Origin of the sequence: Sphingomonas sanxanigenens DSM 19645 = NX02 (assembly GCF_000512205.2) — a bacterium.
GTDB lineage: Bacteria > Pseudomonadota > Alphaproteobacteria > Sphingomonadales > Sphingomonadaceae > Sphingomonas_D > Sphingomonas_D sanxanigenens.
Window position 1 is genome coordinate 3307070 of sequence record NZ_CP006644.1, and the last position, 21268, is coordinate 3328337.

The window sequence follows — 21268 nt, forward strand, 5'->3', positions numbered from 1 at the left end:
GAACATCATGGCAAGCCCCCATGCGGCGGACGGATAGCCGCGATCGGCAGGGTTGCGCCGCGGGCACGCAGTCGCCACCTCGCCGCAAAGCCGAGGTGCCCGTGACCCTGACATTGCCGTTCGACAACAGCTATGCCCGCCTGCCCGATCGCTTCTACGCGCATGTCGCGCCGATGAAGCCGCCGGCACCGCGGCTCATCCGGCTCAACCGCCCGCTGGCGGAGCAACTGGGTCTCGATCCTGACGCCTTGGCGAGCGAAGCCGGGCTGCAGATCCTGTCGGGGCGCGAGGTCGCCATCGGCTCGCAGCCGATCGCGCTTGCCTATGCCGGTCACCAGTTCGGCCATTTCGTGCCGCAACTGGGTGACGGGCGCGCGATCCTGCTGGGCGAGGTCGTCGATCGCGACGGCCGCCGGCGCGACCTGCAGTTGAAGGGCGCCGGACGCACGCCCTTTTCGCGCGGCGGCGACGGTCGCGCGGCGCTGGGGCCGGTGCTGCGCGAATATGTCGTCAGCGAGGCGATGGCGGCGCTCGGCGTGCCGACCACGCGCGCGCTGGCGGCGGTGACCACGGGCGACAGCGTGATGCGCGAACTGGTGCTGCCCGGCGCGGTGCTCACCCGCGTCGCCGCGAGCCATATCCGCGTCGGCACCTTCCAGTTCTTCGCCGCCCGCGGCGACCAGGACGCGCTGCGGCTGCTGGCCGACCATGTCATCGCGCGCCACTATCCCGAAGCCGCCGAGGATCCCCATCCCTATCGCGCGCTGCTCGATGGCGTGATCGCGCGGCAGGCCTCGCTGATCGCGCGCTGGCTGCAGGTCGGCTTCATCCACGGGGTGATGAATACGGACAATATGTCGATCGCCGGCGAGACGATCGACTATGGCCCCTGCGCCTTCCTCGACGCCTATGATCCGGAAAAGGTATTCAGTTCGATCGACCAGAACGGCCGCTATGCTTTCGGCAACCAGCCGCGCATCGCGCTGTGGAACCTCGTGCGCCTTGCCGAGACGCTGCTGGAGCTGCTCGATCCCGACGGCGAGACGGCGGTGAAGATCGCCGAGGCGGCGCTGGAGGCGTTCGGGCCGCAGTTCGAGGCGGCCTATCAGGCCGGCCTGCGCCGCAAGCTGGGATTGTCGGTCGAACGCGCCGGCGATGCCGAGCTTGCCGGCGACCTGCTGACCGCGATGAGCGCCAACCAGGTCGATTTCACCCTGTTCTTCCGCCGCCTCGCTGCCGCGCAGGCGCCCGACGCCGGCGAGCCGGTGTGCGCATTGTTCGTCGACCCGACCGTGGCGGACGCGTGGCTGGGCCGCTGGCGGCAACGGCTGGCCGACGATCCACAGGATCCAGCGGCGCGTGCCGCGGCGATGAACCGGGCCAACCCCGCCTATATCCCGCGCAACCATCGCGTCGAAGAGGTTATCCGCGCGGCGGTGGATCGCGACGATTTCGCGCCGTTCGAACGGCTGCTCGCGGTGCTGGCCGCGCCGTTCGAGGCGCGCGAGGCGGATGCTGCATTCGAGACGCCGCCAACGCCGGACGAGCGGGTGATGGCGACGTTCTGCGGCACCTGAGGGCTGGCGGGATATCGGCGCCGTCCAGCCGATACGTGTATACTGTGGGTCATCCCGGCGTTGAGCCGGGATAACTTAGGCTATGCCATCACGGTGATGCGGCGACTGAAGCATCGTCGCCGCACGTGTTCCCGCTCACCGGTCGTCGCGATCCCGCCGCCGCTTGCGGCGGTCCCGGTCGCGATCATCGTCGCGGTCGCCGATGATCGCGCCGGCGGTGCCGCCCACGACTGCCCCTTCGGTGGTGCCGAGCCCGGTGACCTTGCCGACCACTGCGCCGCCGGCACCGCCGATCAGGCCGCCGCGCGTGGCGCCCGACGAACAGCCGCCGATCATGATCGCAGCACCGGCGAGGCCGCAGGCGATCAACGGCCGGATGAGGTAGTGGGTCATGCTCTGTCCTCCTGTCCCATGGCCGTTCAAGCGCGTGGCAGCACAGGACGTTCCCCTTGCCATGTTATGTAACATATCGGTGGGGCATGGCGGCCGGCGCCGCCAAATATCTGGTAACGCATGATTCGTTGCCGCCGACAGGCCATGCTGTGGCGCAGGGGGGCAATCGGCGGCGGCGGCGCGCCGACGCAGCAGCGGCATCGGCATTTTCCGGTACGATTCCACCACCATTGCCTCGGCGCGCGGGCTTTGGGTGCAGCGCAATGCGCAGTTGCGTGGCAGCACAGCGGATACCGGTAGCATTTGCGCGGCCGATCACCGCCGCATGTCAACGGATCGTCGCAAAATCGTCATGGAAGCACAGTTTTTCGTTGCAATGGCGAATGTTGCGATGCACAAATAACCTGCCTTTCAGGCATCCTCTCCTAGAACTTAAAAGGCCGCCTCCGGGCGGCCATTTTTTTGCTTGCAAGCCTGGCTGTGACACATGCGCAACGGTCGGCCGACGATCTGCGACGCCCCCTTGCCAAGCACCGCGTTACAGATACTCTCCATTGTCAGGAGAGGATGACACTGAGGTTTCCTTGGAGGTTGTCCGATGGAAAACAGTATCGCAGAGCCTTTGCTGACAGCGGGCGTGAAAGCGAGCGCGCGTTGCCGGCAAACCGGTGAACTGATCTACAAGCAGTGGTGCTATGCGCTGCGTCGGCACGACGGCAGCGAGATCTGGCTTGAGATGGACCGCATTCCGCTCCACCTCGTCGAACAGCAGGTCCTGGTGGAGGGCGTCGTCTATGGCGGCGAAGTCATCTCGGTCGAACGGATCGGACCTCACTGATCCACCCCTCCGGCTGTTCGCCTATGGCACGTTGCGCGACCCGTTGGTGCAGCAGCGGCTGTTCGGGCGCGATCTGGCCGGCAAGCCCGATGCGCTGACCGGCTATGTCCTCGCATCGATCCTGATCGGCGGCGCGATCTATCCGATCCTCCACCCCGGCGGCAGCGGTGACCGCGTGGCCGGCACCGCGCTGGCGGTGACCGGAAACGATCTCGCCGCGGCCGACGCCTATGAGGGTGATGATTATGCGCGGATCGCGGTTACGCTCGAATCCGGTCGGGGGGCGTTCGTCTATGTCGCGGCCGGTGGGCGCGAATAGGCGCCGCGTTCGATGTCTCTCCCGCCCCCGAAAGCCGCCGGAACGACATCGTCCATCACCGCCCGCTGGATATGTCCTCCCCGGGCAAAGCGCGGCGGGGAAAATCCCTGTATCGCGCCATTCCCTCAGAACAGCTTCCGGAAGTTGATGCTGATCGTCCGCCCCAGCGGGTCGAGATAGGCCGGCTGGTAGCGCACCGGGGTTGCACCGCTTTCGTCCACCACCGACTGGCGCTGGTTGAACAGGTTCGCGATCGACAGCGAGACGCGCGCGCCGCGCAGGAACGGGTGCTTCTGCACGAGGGTCGGCATCTGGCCGAGGTTGGCGAACAGGCGCAGGTCCACGGTCGCGAGATCGCCGAAGCGCAGCGTGGTGCCGTTGCCGCCCAGCGCGCCATTCACGCGCGTGGCATTCTGCCATTCGACGCTCATCCGCGCGCCGAGGCCGTTGTTCGAATAGCCGAGCTGGCCCTGAAGTTCGTGCCGCGGCTGGCCGCCGTTCGAGCTTGTCGCATCGCCATCGAGCAGGTCGAGCGCCGGCAGCGAGGGATCGATCTCGATCCGCTCGATGAAGTGCCACGTGTGGAACAGCGCGAACTGCAGCCGGCCGCCCGCGCCCGGGCCGCGCCCCCGCCCGCCGAACCCGCGGCCGGACCGGAGGCCGCCACCGCCCGGACCGCCGGGACCGCCCGGACCGGCGCGCTCGCCGCCCTGTGCGGCGCGTTCGCGGTCGGCCTGGTTGGGCGGCACCTGCCCTTCGGGTCCGCGTTCACGCTGGCGATTGCCCATCATCGCGCGCAGTTCCGCCGGCATCTCGTCGCGATTGCCGCCGGCCGCGCGCCATGCCTCGATCTTCTTCTGGATCGAGGATTTGAGCGGCAGCGACAGGTTGAACCCCCAGCGCAGCTGAGAACTGCGCGCGCTGGCGAAGTTGATCGGCCGCCCATCGACCTGGATCAGGGCGCCGCCGGCATCGCGCAGGAACCGATCGGGGAAGGCCGCCTCGATCTGCGGGGTCGGCGTGGGAAAGGCCGCGATCGGATTGTCGGTGCGGCGATCGGTATAGGTCGCGGTCAGCGTCAGATCCGGCTTGTCGAACGGCTTGACCGTCAGCCCGACGCGCGTGACCGTGCGCTCGCTTTCGGTCAGCAGCGGGTTGCCGCCGCCGATCTGCGACACGAACACGGTCTCGCCGCGGGCATAGTCGAAGATCGGCACGTTGGGCGTCACGATCTGCGGTGCGTTGACCTGCTGGCCGGTCGGCGCATTCTGATCGTGCGTGCGCGAGGCGATCAGGCGGATCTGGGTGATCGGCGTCCAGCGCAGGCCATAGCCATAGGTGTTGAGCGTGCCCGCGTCCGACAGATGCTCGACCGCCGCATTGGCGTTGAGCGCGAAATCGCCGACCGCGCCGAGCACGCCGTTGCGGCGGCTGGTGATCGGCAGATCGATATTGACCTGGCCGTTGACGATATCGCGCGAGAAATCGGCGTTGCGCTCGACGCCCGACCGCACCGACCGGCTCTCGACATCATTGCTCGATGCGCCGACGCGCACGCTGGTGGTCGCCTTGCCCGCGGGCAATGTAAACAGCGCGCCGGTCACCAGCAGATCGCCGACCAGCCCCGAGGTGGTCGAGCGCGCGCGATCGGTCGTGGTGTCGCCGAGCAGGGTGGACGGGATCGCGGCATAGGGATTGAGCAGGGGGTCGCCGGCCAGGATCGCCGCCTGCAGCGCGCCGGTATCGATGCCGCGATCGGTGCGCGTCTTCGATTCCGAGATGTCATAGGCGCCGGTGAACGACCATTGCCAGCTGGAGATCTGGCCGTTGAGCGCGACGCCGAGATGGCCGGTGCGCCCGCGAGAGCTCTGGCCCAGCGGGCCGGCGGTATCGATATAGCGATAGAGCTGCGTCGTCTCCGCGAACGGCGAGAAGGGGCTGCCGCCGGGCAGTTGCAGCGAGGCGCCGGGCAGGCCCTGCAGGGAATCGCTGTCGATGATCTCGAAGCGCGCATTGACCGAGGCCGAGATGCCGCTCCCCAGCGGCCGCGCATAGACCGCATTGACCGCGAGGTTCTGCGTCGCGGGGCTGAGCGTGCGGAAACGGCCGACATCGCTGACCGTGGGCTGGTTGGCGCCCGGCACGAACGCCGCGAGCGACGGCGCGCCGCGCGATGCCGATCCCGGCACCGCCACCACCGTGACGGGCGTGCCGGCAAGCCCCGAAAGCGCCGGATCGATCTCGCTTTCGCCATCGGCCGCGGTGATGTTACCGATGAGCGAGAAGGGCCGCGACGGCGCAGCGGCGGTGATGCCGCGCTCATTCTCCAGCAGCCGCGCGGCACGCGAATATTCGAGGTCGAGGTTGAAGCGGTTGTCGTTGCGGATGCGCAGCAGCCCTGCCTCGACCTTGCCGTTTTCGCGCCCGCCATCGGTGGTGGTGCCCGCGCGCAGTTCGGCGGTCTCGGCGCGGAAGCGCCGGCGCAGCACGATGTTCACCACCTTCTGATTGGCGGCGTAGCCATAGGAAAGCGCGACCTCCTCCGGCAGGATGTCGACGCGCTCGATCGCCTCGGGGGGCATATCCTGGATCTCGGCGAAGGCGGAGATGCGCTTGCCGTTGAGCAGGATCACCGGCGCGCCGCCCGCGGCATTGGTCTGCGGCGCCAGTTCGGTGATGAGTTCGGCGATCGAACTCACCGCGTAGGAGCGGATGTCGGCGCTGCCGAGCTGCTGTTCCGGCTTCACATTGCCGACCACCGAGCCGCGTTCGCGCGCACCGGTGACGACGATGTCCTCGCCGGCATCATCTTCCGCCGCTTCGGGATCGGTCGCATCGGCCGTTGGCTCGGGCGGCGGCATCTCCGCGCTGATCTGGGCCATCGCCACCGGCGACACGCCGGCCGCGATTGCTGCAATCAAGACCTGACCGAAAAGCCGCATACGCCATCCCATCTTTTACCGATGGGAGAGCGTTACCGGCCAGGTGTCGCGCGATTGTGGCGGTCCGTGCGGAAAATGTCGCAAAATGTCGCCATCGGTCGAAATGGCAACGGAGCGTCACATATTGGCCACGGCGACCGGATACTGGGCAGAGCAGCGCGGCTGGCCAGGCCGCGCGTCCAACCTCAGAACGGCGTCTCGTCTCCGTAGACGCTGGTCGTCCCGCTGCCGATCCCGGTCTTCTCCGCCCGCCCGCAGACCGCGAGCATCGTCAGCGCATAGACCAGCGCGCTCGAGGTCATGTCCTCCGGCGTCGGGCGCCAGCGCGGCATGCCGGTGGTGATCGCCGGCACGCGGTGCATGTTGAAGACATTATGGTCGCGCCACATGCTGGCATAGACCGGATGGGCAAGATCCACCGGCGTGCCGCGCGCGAGACGCGTGGCAGCATCGACCGCGCCGACGAGGGGCGCCACCGCGCCGGGATCCGCCTCGAAGCCGTGCCGGACGACCATCGCCTCGACGTCGAACTCCTCCACATCCACGCCACGCATGGCCTCGACGATGCCGTGATAGGCGTCGGCTGCCTTCTGGCGCGGGTTGAGGGTGACGTCGAGGTAGAGCGCGCAGACCTCGGTGCCGGCGCCGAAGTCGATCGGCATGCCGCCGCGCACCGAGGCGAGCTGGACCTTGGGCACCGATCGGCCGCCCACCGTCTCGAGGATGGACTCGCGCTCGAAGGCGAGGCTCCAGGCATGGAGCGCGTCGATCACTGGCCCCAACCGGTAGATCGGGTTGGGATGCTGGCGCGCGTCGACCGGCGCGTCGAGGATCGGGGTGAACATGCCGCGCCCGAACACGCGGATGCGGAACAGCGCATAGCCGCAGCCCTGCGAGGTCAGGCCGAAATCGGTGCCCTCGGCGGCGATCGCATAGTCGGGCGCGACGCCGCCATGGTGGAACAGGTAATGCGCGCCGATATCCTTGCCGTTGAAGCCGATGCCGGAGAATTCCTCGATCGGCTCGGGCCCGATCTCGCCCGGGCAGGCGGTCAGCCAGGTCTTGCCGGCGAGGCCGATGCCGGCCTTCTTCAGCGCCTTGGCGGCGATCAGGAAGCAGGACATCGGCCCGCGGTCGTTGGAGATCGGGTAGCCGCGCAGCCGCCCATCCTCCAGCCAGCATTGCGTCCATTCGGGATCGGCAAGCGTCGACTCGCGGTAGCGAAAGGCGTTCTGCTCCGGCATGTTCGACGGGCTCTCGGTATCGAGATGCGCGGTGAACAGCAGGTTGGCCCCGCGCCCCTGCCCGCCATATTCGCCGATCACATTGGGCCGTTCGGGCGTCGCGCCCACCTTGCGCGGACGGAACCCCTCGCGCCCCATCCAGCCATGGACGAACTCGGCCGCCGCCGCTTCCTCGCGCGAGCGGCTGGGGATGTTGCCCAATGTCAGCGCGAGTTCGACGAGCTCGTCGGTGTCGATCGCGGCGGCGATCGCGTCGCGCTCTTCGGCCGTTACCTGATAGGGCGCCCGCGCCGGATCGCAGAAGGCGGGATCGATCATGCGCTGGGGTGCCGGGTCGTGGCCGTCGGCCATCTCTTGTCTCCTGTCAGGCGCCGTGGAAGGCGAGTTGGTCGGCCGGTGCCGCGCGCGTGCCGAAGCGCGGCAGCAACAGCAACAAAAGCGCGCCGACGATCAGGCAGGCGCCCGCCGCGACCAGCGCGCGGGCATAGGTCTGCTGTGCGTCGAACGCGGCGTCGAGCAGCACCGGGGTGAAGCCCTGCGCGGCGATCACCGCCGAATACATCGCGCCGATGATCGTGCCGAAGGATCGCAGCCCGAAATAGCGCGCGATGAAATAGGGCAAGGCGCCGAACTGGCTGCCGAGACCGATGCCGAGCAGCACGCCGCCGGCGATCAGAACCGGCACGCCCTGCCCGAACTGCAGCAGGGCGAGGCCGGCGACCGCCATCAGATACATCGGCACGACGATCCGCGGCGTCGGCCATTTGTCGAGGATCCGGCCGGTGGCGATCTGCCAGCCCGAGGTGACGAGCGCGAAGACGCTGACCACAGCGGTGCCGGTCGCGACGTCGAAGCCGCGATCGCCGAGGATCGGCACGACATGGCTGAAGATCGCGGTCGTGCAGCCGGCGCCGGAGGCGATGGCGACGAGGGTGAGCCAGAAGGCTGGCAGCCGCGTCGCTTCCCCGAGGGTCAGCCCCTCATGCACTGCACCCGCCCCGCCATCCCCCGCCCCGTCGCGGTCGCGCAGCAGCAGCACCAGCAGCGGCACCGCGACCAGCAGCATCAGCGCGGCGATGCCGAGATAGGCGCTGCGCCAGCCATAGGCGGCCATCAGGGTGGCAGCGAGCACCGGCAGGATCACCGATCCCACACCATTGCCGACACCCGCGCTGATGCCGAGCGCGGTGCCGCGGCCCCGATCGAACCAGTCGGCGACGACCTTCTGGAAGATCGGCGTGCCGCCGATCGCCCCGAAGACCGAGATCGCAGCGAAGGTCGCGTAGAACCGGATCAGGCTGCCGTCGGTCAGCGCGAGCGCGGCGATCGACAGCGCGAGGCCGACAATCCCGATGATCAGCGCGCGCCGCGCGCCATGGCCGTCGACATAGCGGCCGACCAACGGATAGATCAGCGCCCCGCCCGCCGCGAGAATGCCGAGCACCACGGAGATGCTCGCGCGCGGCCAGCCGAACGCGTCGGACAGGGGCACGAGGAACAGCCCGAACACCGCATGGACCGCCGGCGTGACGCTGACCGCATTGCCGACCGTGCAGGCAAGAAGAACACGCCCCCGCCCCGTCACAGCACCGGCCAGACGCAGGGCACGCTCATCCCGGCACGCGCCAGCACCGCGCTGCCCGCCGCCTCGACCTCGGCATAGAGTTTTTCCTCGTCGATCAATGTCGAGCGGTAAGCATCGACGACGCGCACGCCATCGACCCAGACGCTGTGCACACCACGCCCGTCCGCCGAATAGACGAGCTGGTTGACCACGTTGAGCAGCGGTCGCCATTCTGGCCGGTTGCGATCGTGCAGCACGAAGTCGGCCTTCTTGCCGACCTCCAGCGAGCCGATCAGGCGGCCGAGCCGGGCACCGCGCGCGCCGTTGAGCGTCGCCATTTCGAGCACTTTGGAGGCAGGAAACAGGCTGGCGTCGCGCCGCGCATCCTTGAACAGGCCGGCGGTGGCGAACATCGCGCGCATCATGTCCGCGGCGTTGCCGTTGTTGTTGCCGTCGGTGCCCAGTTGCAGGGTGACGCCGGTCGCCGCCATTTCGGGAAACAGGCCGACCGCGGTCGCGCCATAGGCGCCCTTCATCGCCGTCATCGGGCAATGGGTGATGCCGGTACCGCTCTCCGCAAGAAGCGCGACCTCCGCCGCATCGAGGTGGATGCCGTGGGTCAGCGACAGATGCGGGCCCAGCGCGCCGAGTGCGGCGAGGTGCGCGATCGGACGGCGCCCGGTTTCGGACAGATAGAAATCGGGATCGGCGGGATCGGCGCTCATGTGCGCGGTCACGCCGGCGCCGCTGTCCTGCGCCAGCGCCGTCGCCTCGCGCCACAGCGCGTCGGTGGCGGTGTTGTGACCGACGAGGCCGACCCAGCCGGCGAGCAGCGGATCGCCCACCACCGGATAGCGCGCAAGCTGCGCTTCCAGCCCGCTGACGGCGCGCGCGGTCAGTGCCGCCTGATCGTCCCCCGGCGCGAAGGCGCGATCCTGCGTCCATTGCCCCAGCCGGCCGCGAATCCCGGTTGCGGCGAGCGCGTCCATCACCGCGCCGAGATCGAGGATCGTCCCCGCCTCGACGAAGCAGGTCGTGCCGGTGCGCAGCATCTCCAGCGCCGCGAAGGTGGCGGAGATCGCCTCCTCTTCCGGCGTCTGGGCGAGATAGGTGGGGATCAGCCAGTCGAACACATTGGTCCGCCAATCCGTATCGTCGGGCACGCTGCCGCGGGTGATCGGCTCACCGGTGATATGGATATGGCCGTTGACGAAGCCGGGGGTGACGACGAAGCGGTCGCGCCCGTCGATCGTCTCGCGCGCGGCGACGCCGCGTTCGACCTCCGCCGATGGCCCGACCGCGACGATCCGGTCCCCGGCGATCGCGATCGCGCCGTCCCGGTAGATCCGTCGCTGGTCGTCCATGGTGACGACCCAGGCGTTGCGCACCAGCAGATCGACCGGCGCCGCCCCCTGCGGGCCGGCGTGGCCGGTCATCGGGTCCACGCCGCCACGACCGCGTCGGTGGTGGTGAGGAGCACGCAGTTCTTCTCCATCGCGCTCAACGCGCTTTCATGGAGCCCCGGTTCATAGGCGGCGCACGCGTCGGAGACGAGGAACACGTCATAGTCGCGGTGGAACGCCTCGCGCGCGGTGGAATCGACGCAGCAATCGGTGCTGAGCCCGCAGATCACCAACGTGTCGATGCCGCGCGCCTGCAACTGGGCGTCGAAATCGGTGCCGTGGAAGCTGTTGTAGAGCAGCTTCTGGATCTCGATATCGCCCGGCTCGGGAAAGATGCGGTAATAATCGGCACCCGCCTCGTCCGCGCGGCAGATCGCCTGCTCCCCCGGACGGCCGCGTCGGGCGAACAAGGTCTTGAGCGCGCGGCTGTCGGTTTCGGGGCGGGTCACCACGCGCATCAGCGCGACCGTGGCGCCGGCGCCGCGCGCGGCGGCGACCAGCGCCTCGCACCTGTCGATCGCCGCCTCGGCGGGCGACAGGTCGACGCCGACGCGACCGAGCAGCCCTTCGGGCGCGGCGAAGTCGATCTGGATGTCGATCACCACCAGCGCGGTCTTCGCCGGATCGATCATCGGCGGCAGCAGCGCCGCGTCGATATGCGGCAGGTCGATCACGGCCTCAGCCATGCGCCAATTCCTTCACCTTGCCGGGAAAACGCTCGCGCAGCACCGGTAGCACCTCATTGCCGAAGATCGGGATCGCCTTCAGATAATCGGGGAAGATCAGCATCAGCCCGTCGGTCTGCGCGGTTTCGAACAATTCCGTAAGCTGTTCGATCACGGTGGCCGGCGTGCCCAGCACCGCCGCGGTCATGAAGCCGGAGCGGCTTTTCTTGACGAAGGCATTCTCCTTGCCGATCTCCGCATCGAGGAAGCCATAGGCGCGCATCATGCCCTTCAGCGCATCCTCGTCGAGCCCCTCGCGGAAATGCTCGGCGGTCGCTTTCGCTTCGGCGTCGGTGTCGCCGAACACCACGGTCAGCATCGAATAGGTGCGCACCGAGCGGCCGAGCTCGGCGGCATCCGCCTTCGCCTGCGCGCTGGCGCGTGCCAGTTCCTCCGAATCCCCCCCGGACAGGAAGATCGCGTCCAGTTCATCCGAGGTGAAGCGCATCCCCTTCTTGGAGGAACCCGCGCAGACCAGGAAGGGCCGGGTATCGGGCTTGGGCCAGCTCTCGCACTGGTCGAGCTGGAAATATTTGCCGTCCATCGTGACCGAATCCTCGGTCCACAGCGCCTTGATCGCACGGATCCATTCATAGGCGAGGTCGTAGCGCGCGTCATGATCGACGCCCTCGGGCCACATGCCCATCTGCGCGAACTCGCCCTTGTAGGAGCCGGTGACGATGTTGAGGCCGGCGCGGCCATTGCTGACCTGCTGCAACGTCGCGAGCATCTTGGCGGCGACCGCCGGGTTCTGGACGATGGTGTGGATCGTCGTCCACACCTTCACCCGGCTCGTCACCTCGGCCAGCGCCGCCATCAGCACGATCGGATCGAGCGAGCTGTTCCAATGCTCGGTATCGCCGCCATAGCCGCGGAACTTGGACATCGACATGATGAAGTCGAGCCCGGCCTCTTCCGCGGCGATCGCCACCTGGCGGTTATAGGCATAGGATCCGTCGAGCACGGGCTTGTTGCGCGACAGGATCCAGCCGCCATTCGCGATCGGCAGGAAGATGCCGAGATCCTTGCCGCCGGTGTCGGACGGCAGACCGAAGGCGGTAGGCGTAAACATCGTCAAAGCGACCTCCCCAGAGAATGGGTTCAGCTTAGGCAGGCAAGGTCCGGGTTCTTGATCGGATGCGCATGTTCTGTTGCCGCCTGCGCAACGAACGCGTCGACCGCTGCACGCGTCGGCATGGCGGGCGCGGCGCCGCGCACCTGCGTGCACAAGGCGGCGGCGGCGTTGGCGACGGGCAATGCCGCCTCGAGCGCGATGCCGGCATCGAGCTGTGCGGCCAGCGCACCGCAGAAACAGTCGCCGGCGCCGATCGTGTCGATCGGCACCACCGGCATCGCCGGCACATGCAGGTGGCGATCCGCCCACACGGCAAGCGCCCCGCCCGCCCCGAGCGTCACGACCACGACCTGGTCCGGGCGGCCGATCAGCCCGCGCGCGACCAGCGCCTCCTCGACGGTGCGCGGCGTGGCCGGCAGGTCGAGGAAGATCGCCAGTTCGTGCTGGTTGACGATCAGCACGTCGACATCGCCGAACAGCCGGCGCGCCTCGGCCACCGGCGGCGCAGCGTTGAGCATGCGCAGCCGGCCGGCCTCGGCGAAGGCGGGTGCGAGCGCGTCGATCGGCACTTCGAGCTGCGCCAGCAGCACGCCGCCGGCCGCAACCACGGGTACCGACACCTGCGCGTTCGCGCCCGCCGCGACGATGATCTGATTCTCGCCCGCGTCGTCCACCGCGATATAGGCGGTGCCGGTCTGCGCGCCCGCCAGCGTCCCGAGCCCGGCGACATCGACCCCTGCTTCGGCGAGTTGCGCGCGCATCCAGCCCCCGGCCTCATCGTCGCCGACGGCGCCGATCATCGCGGTTTCGGCGCCCATCCGCGCCGCCGCGACGGCCTGGTTCGCGCCCTTGCCGCCGGCCAGCCGCTCGACCGAGCGGGCAAGTACCGTCTCGCCGGGCGCGGGAATCCGCTCCACCTGCGCGACGATATCGACATTGACCGAACCAACCACCCGAACCGCCATCATCCACTCCCGAAACAGGCGCGAAGCGGAACACCCGCAGCGCCCGCGGTTCAAGCGCGAATCACCGGACATGCGCCCGGCTGCAAGAAATGCGACAGCGTCGGCCAAGAGCAGGACCCTGCGCAGCGGCTAAGCCGCGGGCGGCATCCAATGCGTGGAATGGCAATGCGTGGAATGACAATGAGGGGAATGGCATGACGACGTGGCTCATCACCGGCATCGGCAGCGGCTTCGGCCGGACGCTCGGCGGGGCGGCGCTGGCCCGCGGGGACACCGTGGTCGGCACCACCCGCAACGCCGAGGGCCGCGCCGCGTTCGAGGCGCTGGCGCCGGGCCGGGCGCACGCGCTGGTGCTCGACCTGCGCGACGAGGCGGCGGTGCACGCCGCGGTCGCCGAGGCCGAACGGCTGACCGGCGGCATCGACCGGCTGGTCAACAATGCCGGCTATGGGCTGGTCGGCGCGATCGAGGAGGTCAGCCTCGCCGAGGCGCGGGCGCTGTTCGACATCAATGTGTTCGCGCCGATCACGATGATCCAGGCGGTGCTGCCCGGCATGCGCGGGCGCGGGCGCGGCCATATCGTCAACATCACCTCGGTCAGCGGCTTCGCGCCGTGGGGCGGCACCGGCCTCTACGGCGCCAGCAAATATGCGTTCGAGTGCATTGGCCAGACCCTGGCGCAGGAAGTCGCGCCGTTCGGCATCCGCGTGACCAACGTCGCCCCGGGCGGCTTCCGCACCGGCTTCGCCGGCCAGGCGCTCAACGTCGCCGCGCGCGAGATCGCCGCCTATGCGGATGGCGCGCACGCCGCGCGGCGCAGCCTGCAATCCAACGCCGGCAAGGAAAAGGGCGATCCCGCGCTGGCCGCCGCCGCGATCCTCACCGCGCTCGATGCGCCCGAGCCGCCGCTCCACCTGCTGCTCGGTGCCGACGCGCTCCATTATGCGCGCGACCAGTTCGCCTTCGTCGAATCGCAGATCGCGACCTGGGAAACGCTGTCGCTCGCGACCGCCCATAGCGACTGATGCACCCGCCCCTCGCCCTGCCCGGCTGGGCGATCGAGCGCGGTCGCGGGCTCAACGCCTTCGATCGCATCATCCCCGGCCGGACGGCGCTGGTGGTGATCGACATGCAGCGCGCGTTCGTCGCCGAGGGCGAGGTGTTCGGCAACGCCAATGCCCGCGCGATCGTGGCGCCGGTCAACCGGCTGGCGGCGGCCGCGCGCGCCGCCGGTCTGCCGGTGATCTGGACGCGCCAGACGGTGAGCGACCAGCCGCCGCTGGCGATGCCCGACTGGCAATATGACCGGAGCAATCCCCACGTCGCCCGCGCGATCGCGGCGCTGCGCGGCGGCGCGGTGCCGCACGCGCTCCACGCGGATATGAAGACCGCCACCAGCGACATGATCCTCGACAAATATCGCTACGGCGCCTTCATCTGCCCCGCCGGCCAGCTCGCGCGGGCGCTCGAGGCGCGCGGGATCGAGATGATCCTGCTGATCGGCACATTGACCAATGTCTGCGTGGAATCGACCGCGCGCGACGGCAACATGCTGGGCTACCGGGTGGTGGTCGCTTCCGACGCAACCGCCGCGGTGTCCGATATCGAACATGAGGCGGCTTTGCTCAACCTGCGCCTGAACTTCGCCGATGTGAAGACGGTGGCGGAGGTCGAGGCGATGCTCGCCTGACTCCCCTCCCGCTCGCGGGAGGGGGACTTTTACCAACCTCCGGCATTTATCACCAACTACTGGCTGCTTATTCCGCAAGAAGGATCACCCGCCCACGCGCGCAATTCCCGGAACCCACGCAAATCAGCCCTTTTCCAAAACTGGCACGCCCCTTGCTGAACATAGGACAGGTCCGATCGGGACCGAGACCAAGGTTCAAGACGAGGAGTTAGACCCATGACCAACACGATCATCGCCCGCCTGTCGATCGCCATCAGCGCCGTTGCGCTGAGCACTGCGCCGGCCTTCGCCAAGCCGGTCGAAACCCCCGCCGCCGTCGAAGCCGCGACCGCCCCCGGTGCGCCGTCGATGGATCAGAAGATCTGCGTCAAGTCGCGCCTCACCGGCTCGCGCATCGAGAAGACCGTGTGCCGCACCCGCGGCGAGTTCATCGCGCTCAACGGCTTCGATCCCAGCGTCTCGGTCAAGAAGTAAGGCCGGTGCGCGTGGCCGCCAGCGGCGCCGGTGGCGCCGCTGGCCAGTCACCCGGACGTCAGGAAATCAGCCTTGGCACCGCGCTGGTGCGGATGTCGAAGCGGGCTTCGGGATGTTCCGCGCGACCGTCGCGGGGCGCAGCCCGCACCTGGACGACGCCGTTCTTGCCGAAACCCGGCACCACCGGACGGCCTGAATCCCGGCTCAGCCACAGCCGCAGCAGGTGGCGGCGGCGCTGCGGCTCGGGGAAATCATGGAAGATCGTCCGCGCATGCAGCGCGGCATAGTTCGACAGCCACTGGATGTCGCCGGGGCGGAAATCCATCTCGATCGCCATGCCCGGCTCATAGGTGATCTCGTCGAACAGCCGCAGCACCTCGATCTGATCGGCGGTAAGCTGGGGAACGGCCGGATATTCCTGCGCGGTCAGGATATAGAGCGATCCGGCATACATGCTGAACACGCCATCGACCATGCTGACGATCGGCGAGGTATAGGTATCCGACGGCGCCTCGGGGTCCTGGCGGCGCCAATCCCAGTGGAACGGTTCGAGCAGCAGCGGCGCAAGGTCGGGCCGGCGGCGGAGGATCTCGTTGTAGATCTCGGCGCCGGAGACGAGGCAGGAAAGCCCGCCCTCCTTGGCCGGACGCAGGCACATCAGCGCCACGATGTCCGAACTGTCCGAATGATAGACAAGCTGGTCGCGCACCTTCGACGAACGCGCGGTGGGATCGTCCATCATCTTGTCCGACGTGGCATAGACATGGTCGATCACGTCGCCCATCTCGTTCTGCCGGATCGGATCGCCCATGTGCAGGCCGAGGATGTAGTAGATCGCCGCCGACAGCGGATCCGAATAGAGATGCGTGCGCAGCCCGCGCACCAGCACGAAGCCGCGGCCATAATCGACGTCGCGGCCCCATTCCGCGACCGCTTCGGCACAGGCCACCAGCGGATAGTCCGACGCTTGCACAATGCGCAGGTCCGGATCCGATTCCACGAAGCGCGTGCCCAGGGTTTCGAGCTCGGCGACCTGTTCGTCGCTCAGCCGATAGATCCATTCGCCCGTCTCGGCCAGCCGATCCCCGCGCCACGCCGCTGACGTGGTGACCGGGGGCAGAGCCTCCGCCGCTTGCGGGAGCGTGAGAACCGTCATTGAGCCTTCCTTCTTCGAACCTGCCGTTGATAGGCGATGACGCTAGGCCAGGCGAGCCGCCGGCGACTTGTCTCCTGATGCCGAAAGACTTTCCGCGCCGCGAAACCGGCCCCTCGCCGCATCGCGAATCATGTTGCTTCTTTAGATACATTATGGTCGGATGCGCATGCGAGCAGGGCATCAGGCTCCGCCGCGAGGAGGAGGAGCCGAAGGATGAACCGCCGCGTCACCATGGCATTGCTCGGATCGGCCGCGATCGTCTCGGGACTCGCGTTCGCGCAGCTTGGATCTTCAGAAAAAGCCGCGCAGTCCCTGCATATCGTCAGCGAACGCAGCCAGCCCCGGGCGGCGCTCGCGCCAGCGCCCACGGCGGCCCCGACCAGCGGCACCGCCAGCATCACGCTCGCGCCGCCGGTGCTCGCCTTGGTCGATACGACGACGGTCGATCAGTTCCATGATAGCAACACCACTCTGTGCGGCACGCAGAAGGTCCATATCGACGGGCCGGTGCGCGCGTTCAATCATGCCGGCACCGTCCACCTGACCGTATCCGATCCCAACGCGATCGGCTGGCAATGGACGGGCACGCCGGCAGCGTTCAGGAGCACGCCCGACAGCGCGACGCTCGATTGCACGCCGGTGCTCGACGGCAACAATGTGATCCTGCCGGACAACGACCCCGACCTGCACGACCAGAAGACTTGGATCCAGGCCTATTTCTACCGGGCCGGCACCGCCTACGCCTATGGCCACCAGGATTATTTCGGCACGCGCAACGACATCGCGGGCTGCCACGAGGCGGGCGAGACCGATGGCCTGCCCTATTGCTGGATGGCCTCGATCCCGGTCTGGACCGCGCCGGCCGCCGCGACGCATCTGAGCTTCGCGCGCTCGGCGACGCCGCCCAGCCATGTCGCGATCTTCCCGCACGTCCGCTATCCGCAGACCGCGGCGGAGATCGAGGAGATGCCGCTTGCCGGCTGGATCGGCTATGGCACGCCCTCCAACATCGTCCGCGGGCGCAATGCCGACGGCAGCCTGCAGAATGTTTGGTACATGTTCGCCTATGCCAGCGCGGCGTATAAGGGCCAAGCGAAGGGCGTATGCCTGTTCCGCAGCGCGGATCCCGCCGATCGCAACAGCTGGTATGCGTGGAACGGCAATGCGACGACGCCGGGCTTCACCCAGCAGATGCAGGATCCGACCAGCCACACCAACAGCCCTTGCGCGGTGGTGAAGCCGGCGATGTTCAACACCTATGTCCGCTCGGTGGTGTGGCACGCCCCCTCGCGCCACTATATCGCGATCTTCCGCACCAGCGGCGCGGTGCGCTATGCCACCTCCACCGACATGGTGAACTGGAGCGCGGGGGCGGACCTGCTGGGTTCCACTGTCTCCCAGGTCAATTATCCGGTGGTGATCGACTTCGACAGCGGCGGCACCGACGAGGAGACCTTCGACCGCCTGTACGGCAATGGCAACGCGTTCCTGATGTATCGGGAGTCGGTGGTGAGCGGGCACACGCGGATCAACCGGCGCAAGCTGGTGGTGACCAATTACGATCCGGACGTGCCGGGATCTTGAGACACAGAAACCCCTCTCTCCCAAGGGCTTGGCATCCACACATTTGGGCCGGAGTCGCGCAAATGGCCGCCTCCCGCGCTTCGCGGGAGACGGCTATCGTTCAACCCCAAAGCTCAACCCCAAAGCACACCCAATGCACCCAAGTGCGCTACCGCATGCCGGTGCAGTTCCGCAGCCTCCATCCCCGGCGGAGACAGGCAACTCAACAGCCCGTCCCGCCCCGGCAACAGCACGCCGGAATGCAGCGAGATCAGCGCCGAGTGATCCCCGCGCCGCCGTCGATCGGCAGCACACTGCCGGTGATCCACGACGCCGCATCCGAACAGAGGAACAGCAACAGTTCGGCGACATCCTCTGCGGTGCCGAGCCGGCCGAGCGGATGGCGCAGCACATTGGCGGTGCGCGCGGCCTCGGGATCGGCCGCGCGCGCGAAAGAGGCGCGCAGCATCGGCGTATCGACCGAGGCGGGACCGACGCCGTTGACGCGCACGCCGTCCGCCGCGAGTTCGAGCGCGAGCGTCTTGAGGAAGGTTTCGAGGCCGCCCTTGGACGCCGCATAGGCGGCCAGCCCCGGCGCGCCCATCCGCGCGTTGATCGAGGAGACGAAGGCGAAGCACCCCGCGCGCCGCCGCTGCATCGCCGGCGCGAACGCCTGCGCCAGCCGCAGCGCACCGCCGACATTGACGTCATAGACGCGCAGGAAGGCGGCGGGCGACGACTCCAGCGTCGCGGCGAATTCGGTCGTCGCCGCGGCATGGACGACGATCGTCGGATCGCCGAGTTCGGCGCGCACCGTTGCCGCCGCCGCCGCGACGTCCGCATCGCCGGCAAGGTCGCAGCCGAGCGCGAGATCGCCGATCCCCGCCGGCGGCGCGAGATCGAGCGCGGCGACGCGCGCGCCCGCCTCGGCGAAGCGCCAGCAGGCGGCGGCGCCGATGCCGCCCGCCGCCCCCGTGACCAGCGCGATCGCGCCATCAAGCCGCATGCCCCATGCCCTCCTTCATCACCGTGCCGCGCCCCCCGGTGGCGAAGCGCGCGAGCGCCCAGCCTAGCGGATGCAGCACCGCCATCGCCACGAACAGCGGCGCATAATCCCTGCCCTCCGCCAGCTGGCCGACGATCCCGGTGGAGAGGATCCCGCCGAGGCCGCTGCCCGCGGCGATCAGCCCGAAGATCGTGCCGATCCGGTGCTGCGGGAAGATGTCGACCGCCAATGTCGTGAGGTTCACGAGGAAGGCCATGTGGGCGAAGGCGACGATCGCAACCAGCGCATAGGTCAGCGGCATCGCCGGCTGCAGCGCGATCAGCGCGCCCACCGGCGCCAGCGCCGCCGCCGCCGCCATCAGCCGCAGCCGCGCCACCGGCGGTGCCAGCCCGCGCCGGACCAGCCGGCCCGAGGCGACGCCGCCGAGGATGCTGCCGCCGTCCGCCGCGAGATAGACGATCCATGCCGTCGCAGCCACGGTAAGCAGGGTCAGTCCGCGCGCATCGATCAGATATTTGGGGAACCAGAAAAGATAGAAATACCAGACCGGGTCGGTCAGCGTCCGCGCCAGCGCCAGCCCCCACACCGCACGATGCGCGAGCACGCGGCGCAACGGCCAAGCCTCACCCGTTTCCCCCGCGTCCACGTCGGGCGCGGGCGCCTTGCCGCGATAGACCAGCAGCCACAGGATCAGCCAGGCGAAGCCCAGCCCGCCGGTCGCGAGGAAGGCGGCGCGCCAGCCATGGCTAAGCGCCAGCCAGCCGATCAGGGGCGGCGCCACCGTCGCCCCCACCATCGCGCCGGCGGTGTAGACACCCACCGCCAAGCCGCGCTCTTGCCGGGGGAAGCGCTCCGCCACCGTCTTGGGCGCGGCGACATAATTACCCGCCTCCCCCAGGCCGAGGAGGAAGCGCGCGGCGCCGAGCTGCGTCGCCGAATGGACGAGGCCGGTCAGCATGTTGGCGGCGGACCACCAGGCGACGAACAAGGCCAGCGCCAGCTTCGGCCCAAGCCGGTCGGTGACCCAGCCGACGCCGAGATAGGCGAGCGTATAGGCGATCAGGAAAAGCTGGACGATGCCGGCATAGCCGGTGTCGCTGATATGGAGGTCGGCCTGCACGGTCGTCGCGAGGATCGAAAGCGTCTGGCGATCGACATAGTTGAGCACGGTCGACAGGAAGAGCAGCGCCAGGATCGCCCAGCGGATCCGGCCATAGCCGCCCCCCGCCCCCGCCGCCGCGCTCATCGCGCCGCGGCCCGATCGTGCGCGCCGACCAGCGCAGACAGGCCGGCGATGCTCGCGCTGTGCGCAGGCACCATGCGGACGGCGACGCCGAGCCGTTCGAGCGCCAGCGCATAGAGCGGCATCAGCCCCTCGGCCCCGACCAGAGTGACCGCATCCACATCGATGCCGCGCGCGCCGAACGCACCGAGCGCGTCGAACGCCTCGGCGCCGATCAGCAGCCCCGAGAGGAAGGCCGGCGCATCCGCCGCGGCGAGATCGCCGGTGACGAAGCGGCTGCGCGCCGCGAACACGGCATGTTCGGTGGCAAGCGAGGGATCGTCGATCATCACCCTCACACCCTTCACGAATTCGTCGTCGTCCGCCAGGATCGGCCGCCGCTGCGCGCCCTGCGGCAGGCCGCGCCCGACAAGGCTGTGCGCCAGCAATATCTCGAACATCTCGCCCTGCATGCTGGTGAAGAAGCTCTGCACCGCGCCATCCTCGATCACCACCCATTTGGCGTGGGTGCCGGGCAGGCAGACGATCTGCCGCCCGCGCGGCCATCCGGGATGCGCAAGCAGGCCGAAGATCTGCACCTCTTCGCCGCGCATCACATCGGGCAGGCCGAAGATGTTGGTGCAGCGCAGCCCCGGCACGATGCCGATCTCGATGCCGCGCGCGGTGAAGCGGCGGACATGCCGGGCGAGCGCGGAGGCGTCCGCCGGGCAGGCCGCATAAGGGCAGTCGACCCAGCCGAGGTTGGAGCCGATCATGCCGGCGAGGATCACCGGCAGCGCGCCATCGCGCTCGAACCAGGCGCCGGCCGCGTCGAAGAAGGCGGCTTCGAAATCATCGCAGAACTTCACGCCGCTGCCCGCCGCACGATCGATCGGCACCACCTCGTCCCCGCGCCGTTCGCACAGGTGCAGCCGCATCGCGGTCGAACCCCAGTCGCCCGCGACAAATCGGTCAATGGTGGCGATCGCGTTGCCCGTCATTCCGCATCCTCCCGTTCTGACATGCGTTGAATGTTGCGAATTTAGCGACAAGTCAATCTTCGACAGCAGCCAGATGCACGTGAAGCCCCCGCTCGCCGCAACATTTTCGCA

General features: G+C 68.5%; 19 protein-coding genes. 7 read left to right on the forward strand and 12 right to left on the reverse strand.

The genetic code is table 11. The annotated features are described in order from the left end of the window. Nucleotides 1–20 precede the first annotated feature (20 nt). A complete protein-coding gene (locus tag NX02_RS15235) occupies nt 21–1577 on the forward strand; it encodes a protein adenylyltransferase SelO (protein WP_211258218.1) in 1557 nt (518 codons plus the stop codon). 135 nt (nt 1578–1712) lie between these two features. Here the strand turns inward: NX02_RS15235 and NX02_RS15240 are convergent, their stop codons facing one another. After that, complete coding sequence (locus NX02_RS15240) at nt 1713–1970, reverse strand: hypothetical protein (protein ID WP_025293065.1); 258 nt, start codon at nt 1968–1970, stop codon at nt 1713–1715. A gap of 598 nt (nt 1971–2568) precedes the next feature. Between NX02_RS15240 and NX02_RS15245 the strand changes: the two genes are divergently transcribed. Both NX02_RS15245 and NX02_RS15250 read left to right on the forward strand, forming a co-directional pair. Then, a complete protein-coding gene (locus NX02_RS15245) occupies nt 2569–2808 on the forward strand; it encodes a DUF5818 domain-containing protein (RefSeq protein WP_025293066.1) in 240 nt (79 codons plus the stop codon). Further along, nucleotides 2765–3127 carry a gamma-glutamylcyclotransferase family protein gene (locus tag NX02_RS15250; RefSeq protein ID WP_047099798.1) on the forward strand — a complete coding sequence of 121 codons (363 nt, stop codon included), beginning with the start codon at nt 2765–2767 and terminating at the stop codon, nt 3125–3127. Before NX02_RS15245 ends, NX02_RS15250 begins: the two co-directional genes overlap by 44 nt. A 125-nt stretch (nt 3128–3252) precedes the next feature. Here the strand turns inward: NX02_RS15250 and NX02_RS15255 are convergent, their stop codons facing one another. From NX02_RS15255 to NX02_RS15285, 7 genes are all read right to left on the reverse strand, one after another. Then, the gene (locus NX02_RS15255; RefSeq protein WP_025293068.1) at nt 3253–6069 is read right to left on the reverse strand and encodes a TonB-dependent receptor; all 2817 of its coding nucleotides are present in this window, start codon (nt 6067–6069) and stop codon (nt 3253–3255) included. A 185-nt stretch (nt 6070–6254) separates the two neighbouring features. After that, entirely contained in the window at nt 6255–7664 is a 1410-nt protein-coding gene (locus tag NX02_RS15260) for a zinc-binding metallopeptidase family protein (RefSeq protein WP_245648604.1), read from the reverse strand. 13 nt (nt 7665–7677) lie between these two features. Then, nucleotides 7678–8898, reverse strand: coding sequence for an MFS transporter (locus tag NX02_RS15265; RefSeq protein WP_025293070.1), 1221 nt, complete (start codon nt 8896–8898; stop codon nt 7678–7680). Further along, a complete protein-coding gene (locus tag NX02_RS15270) occupies nt 8895–10313 on the reverse strand; it encodes an amidohydrolase family protein (protein ID WP_025293071.1) in 1419 nt (472 codons plus the stop codon). The genes NX02_RS15265 and NX02_RS15270 overlap by 4 nt, the downstream gene beginning before the upstream one ends. Continuing rightward, nucleotides 10310–10966, reverse strand: coding sequence for a cysteine hydrolase family protein (locus NX02_RS15275; protein WP_025293072.1), 657 nt, complete (start codon nt 10964–10966; stop codon nt 10310–10312). Before NX02_RS15275 ends, NX02_RS15270 begins: the two co-directional genes overlap by 4 nt. Then, nucleotides 10959–12083, reverse strand: coding sequence for an LLM class flavin-dependent oxidoreductase (locus tag NX02_RS15280; RefSeq protein ID WP_025293073.1), 1125 nt, complete (start codon nt 12081–12083; stop codon nt 10959–10961). Before NX02_RS15280 ends, NX02_RS15275 begins: the two co-directional genes overlap by 8 nt. A 23-nt stretch (nt 12084–12106) precedes the next feature. Beyond that, complete coding sequence (locus NX02_RS15285; protein ID WP_162232682.1) at nt 12107–13048, reverse strand: ribokinase; 942 nt, start codon at nt 13046–13048, stop codon at nt 12107–12109. Nucleotides 13049–13239: 191 nt separating this feature from the next. Here NX02_RS15285 and NX02_RS15290 point away from each other — a divergent pair, with 191 nt between their 5' ends. The 3 genes from NX02_RS15290 (at nt 13240) to NX02_RS15300 (ending at nt 15209) form a co-directional block, all read left to right on the forward strand. Further along, nucleotides 13240–14070 carry an oxidoreductase gene (locus NX02_RS15290; protein WP_025293075.1) on the forward strand — a complete coding sequence of 277 codons (831 nt, stop codon included), beginning with the start codon at nt 13240–13242 and terminating at the stop codon, nt 14068–14070. After that, the gene (locus NX02_RS15295) at nt 14070–14735 is read left to right on the forward strand and encodes a cysteine hydrolase family protein (RefSeq protein ID WP_025293076.1); all 666 of its coding nucleotides are present in this window, start codon (nt 14070–14072) and stop codon (nt 14733–14735) included. Before NX02_RS15290 ends, NX02_RS15295 begins: the two co-directional genes overlap by 1 nt. A 216-nt stretch (nt 14736–14951) precedes the next feature. Continuing rightward, nucleotides 14952–15209, forward strand: a complete 258-nt coding sequence (locus NX02_RS15300) for a hypothetical protein (protein WP_025293077.1) — start codon at nt 14952–14954, stop codon at nt 15207–15209. 58 nt (nt 15210–15267) lie between these two features. Here NX02_RS15300 and NX02_RS15305 read toward each other — a convergent pair whose 3' ends face one another. Further along, nucleotides 15268–16365, reverse strand: coding sequence for a TauD/TfdA family dioxygenase (locus tag NX02_RS15305; protein ID WP_025293078.1), 1098 nt, complete (start codon nt 16363–16365; stop codon nt 15268–15270). Between the two features lie 213 nt (nt 16366–16578). Between NX02_RS15305 and NX02_RS15310 the strand changes: the two genes are divergently transcribed. After that, complete coding sequence (locus tag NX02_RS15310) at nt 16579–17949, forward strand: hypothetical protein (RefSeq protein ID WP_025293079.1); 1371 nt, start codon at nt 16579–16581, stop codon at nt 17947–17949. Between the two features lie 250 nt (nt 17950–18199). Here NX02_RS15310 and NX02_RS15315 read toward each other — a convergent pair whose 3' ends face one another. The 3 genes from NX02_RS15315 to NX02_RS15325 are packed head-to-tail and all read right to left on the reverse strand — an operon-like array spanning nt 18200 to nt 21157. Continuing rightward, nucleotides 18200–18934, reverse strand: coding sequence for an SDR family NAD(P)-dependent oxidoreductase (locus NX02_RS15315; RefSeq protein WP_025293080.1), 735 nt, complete (start codon nt 18932–18934; stop codon nt 18200–18202). Further along, nucleotides 18924–20180: an MFS transporter gene (locus NX02_RS15320; protein WP_025293081.1), complete on the reverse strand. Its 1257-nt coding sequence runs from the start codon at nt 20178–20180 to the stop codon at nt 18924–18926. The genes NX02_RS15315 and NX02_RS15320 overlap by 11 nt, the downstream gene beginning before the upstream one ends. Next, nucleotides 20177–21157 (reverse strand): 2-dehydro-3-deoxygalactonokinase, encoded by a 981-nt coding sequence (locus NX02_RS15325; RefSeq protein ID WP_053000650.1) that lies wholly within the window; start codon nt 21155–21157, stop codon nt 20177–20179. Before NX02_RS15325 ends, NX02_RS15320 begins: the two co-directional genes overlap by 4 nt. Nucleotides 21158–21268 lie beyond the last annotated feature (111 nt).

Bases quoted from the DNA above. Each gene is read 5' to 3' on its own strand.
- NX02_RS15235 (WP_211258218.1), top strand. From the start codon at position 21: ATGCGGCGGACGGATAGCCGCGATCGGCAGGGTTGCGCCGCGGGCACG.
- NX02_RS15240 (WP_025293065.1), bottom strand. From the start codon at position 1,970: ATGACCCACTACCTCATCCGGCCGTTGATCGCCTGCGGCCTCGCCGGT.
- NX02_RS15245 (WP_025293066.1), top strand. From the start codon at position 2,569: ATGGAAAACAGTATCGCAGAGCCTTTGCTGACAGCGGGCGTGAAAGCG.
- NX02_RS15250 (WP_047099798.1), top strand. From the start codon at position 2,765: ATGGCGGCGAAGTCATCTCGGTCGAACGGATCGGACCTCACTGATCCA.
- NX02_RS15255 (WP_025293068.1), bottom strand. From the start codon at position 6,069: ATGCGGCTTTTCGGTCAGGTCTTGATTGCAGCAATCGCGGCCGGCGTG.
- NX02_RS15260 (WP_245648604.1), bottom strand. From the start codon at position 7,664: ATGGCCGACGGCCACGACCCGGCACCCCAGCGCATGATCGATCCCGCC.
- NX02_RS15270 (WP_025293071.1), bottom strand. From the start codon at position 10,313: ATGACCGGCCACGCCGGCCCGCAGGGGGCGGCGCCGGTCGATCTGCTG.
- NX02_RS15275 (WP_025293072.1), bottom strand. From the start codon at position 10,966: ATGGCTGAGGCCGTGATCGACCTGCCGCATATCGACGCGGCGCTGCTG.
- NX02_RS15285 (WP_162232682.1), bottom strand. From the start codon at position 13,048: ATGATGGCGGTTCGGGTGGTTGGTTCGGTCAATGTCGATATCGTCGCG.
- NX02_RS15290 (WP_025293075.1), top strand. From the start codon at position 13,240: ATGACGACGTGGCTCATCACCGGCATCGGCAGCGGCTTCGGCCGGACG.
- NX02_RS15295 (WP_025293076.1), top strand. From the start codon at position 14,070: ATGCACCCGCCCCTCGCCCTGCCCGGCTGGGCGATCGAGCGCGGTCGC.
- NX02_RS15300 (WP_025293077.1), top strand. From the start codon at position 14,952: ATGACCAACACGATCATCGCCCGCCTGTCGATCGCCATCAGCGCCGTT.
- NX02_RS15305 (WP_025293078.1), bottom strand. From the start codon at position 16,365: ATGACGGTTCTCACGCTCCCGCAAGCGGCGGAGGCTCTGCCCCCGGTC.
- NX02_RS15310 (WP_025293079.1), top strand. From the start codon at position 16,579: ATGAACCGCCGCGTCACCATGGCATTGCTCGGATCGGCCGCGATCGTC.
- NX02_RS15315 (WP_025293080.1), bottom strand. From the start codon at position 18,934: ATGCGGCTTGATGGCGCGATCGCGCTGGTCACGGGGGCGGCGGGCGGC.
- NX02_RS15320 (WP_025293081.1), bottom strand. From the start codon at position 20,180: ATGAGCGCGGCGGCGGGGGCGGGGGGCGGCTATGGCCGGATCCGCTGG.
- NX02_RS15325 (WP_053000650.1), bottom strand. From the start codon at position 21,157: ATGACGGGCAACGCGATCGCCACCATTGACCGATTTGTCGCGGGCGAC.